This is a genomic window from Actinomadura chokoriensis (genome assembly GCF_041463665.1).
In the GTDB taxonomy this organism is placed as follows: domain Bacteria; phylum Actinomycetota; class Actinomycetes; order Streptosporangiales; family Streptosporangiaceae; genus Spirillospora; species Spirillospora chokoriensis_A.
This window is the reverse complement of sequence record NZ_JAXCEJ010000075.1, coordinates 1-1,242: the sequence shown is the minus strand read 5'-3', so window position 1 is coordinate 1,242 and position 1,242 is coordinate 1. Positions and strand designations below refer to the sequence as shown.

1 protein-coding gene is annotated in these 1,242 nt (G+C 71.3%); it reads right to left on the bottom strand.

The window, feature by feature from the left end:
- Positions 1-13 precede the first annotated feature (13 nt).
- Positions 14-1,242: IS4 family transposase (locus SM418_RS37930; RefSeq protein ID WP_371946477.1), on the bottom strand; the 1,229-nt coding region annotated here is incomplete at its 5' end.

Here is a 1,242-nt window from a genome sequence, read left to right as displayed (position 1 = left end):
CAATGCCGGGAAGTTAAGGATCTCGGGTTGCTGTCAAGGGGGATCCGGTGAGGATGTTGATGGCGATGGTGGCCTGGTAGGTGGTTCGGTCGATGGCCGGGCCGCGGGCGTTGTACTTGGAGATCGCGCGTTTGACGGTGCGGGCGTTGGTGCGCGTGCGTCGGTCGGGCAGCAGGTTGTCCAGGACGGCTCGTCCGATGCGGCCGGTCAGGTCGATGGTGGTGTCGGCGATCACGCCGGTGGCCTGGATGACCTGGTCGCGGGCGGCGGCCAGGGCGGTGCTGAAGCCGGCCCGGTCCGGGGCGATGCGGGGGTCGCTGTTGGTGGCGTCGGCCATCGCGGTGCGTAGTGCCTGGTAGGCGATCAGCAGCGCGTAGACCTCCTGGTCGGTGCCGGCCGGGGTCCGGGCACGCAGGACACGGCCGCCCAGGATCGAGGATTTCAGCTCCAGGTAGGCGGTCTCGACCTCCCACCGCTGGTGGTAGAGCCGCATCAGGTCGGTGGCCGGATAGCCGGCAGGGTCCAGCAGTGTGGTGATGAGCCGGTAGCTGCCGGTGGATGAGCCTGCGGCGGTGGAGACGGTGATGCCGGCATCGATGACGCGGACCTTGATCCCGCCGTGCCGGGAGATGAACGAGCCGTCGGGCAGGCGGTGCAGGGCCGGCAGCCTGGGTGCCGACCGGCCGTTCTTGACCCGGATCAGCAGGTGGGCGCCGGTATCGGCGATCTGCTCGACCAGCCACCCGGCGGCAAAGCCCCGGTCGGCCAGCACGATCATCTGCTCACCCAGCGCGCCCAGCAGCCGGGCCGCATAGGCGGTCTCGCCGTTGCCGGTCCCACACGCCGGGCCGAACGCCGCGTCCAGGACGCTGCGGGTGCCGCAGGCCACCACCGCGACCAGACGCAGCATCGGGAAAGCCGACCCGCGCTGGCGGGGATAGGCCACGCGGTTGGCCGGGCTGTCGGCCACACTCATCACGGTCCCATCCACGGCGCACACCAGCAGACCCCGCCACCGCACCGCGCCGCCGAGCGTGGCGGCCGGGCCGCGCAGCAACTCAAACAGCGCCTTCAGCGGTGCGACACCCAACCGCCGCCGCGCCTGGGCCAAAGCGGCCCCGCTCGGCGCCGGCTGCGACCCGCCGAGCCCCGCGGTCAGCCGCCCCCATACCTGCACATAGCCCAACTCGGCGAACAACACCCCGGCCAGCAGCAGATACACCACCACCCGGGACGGAAGCA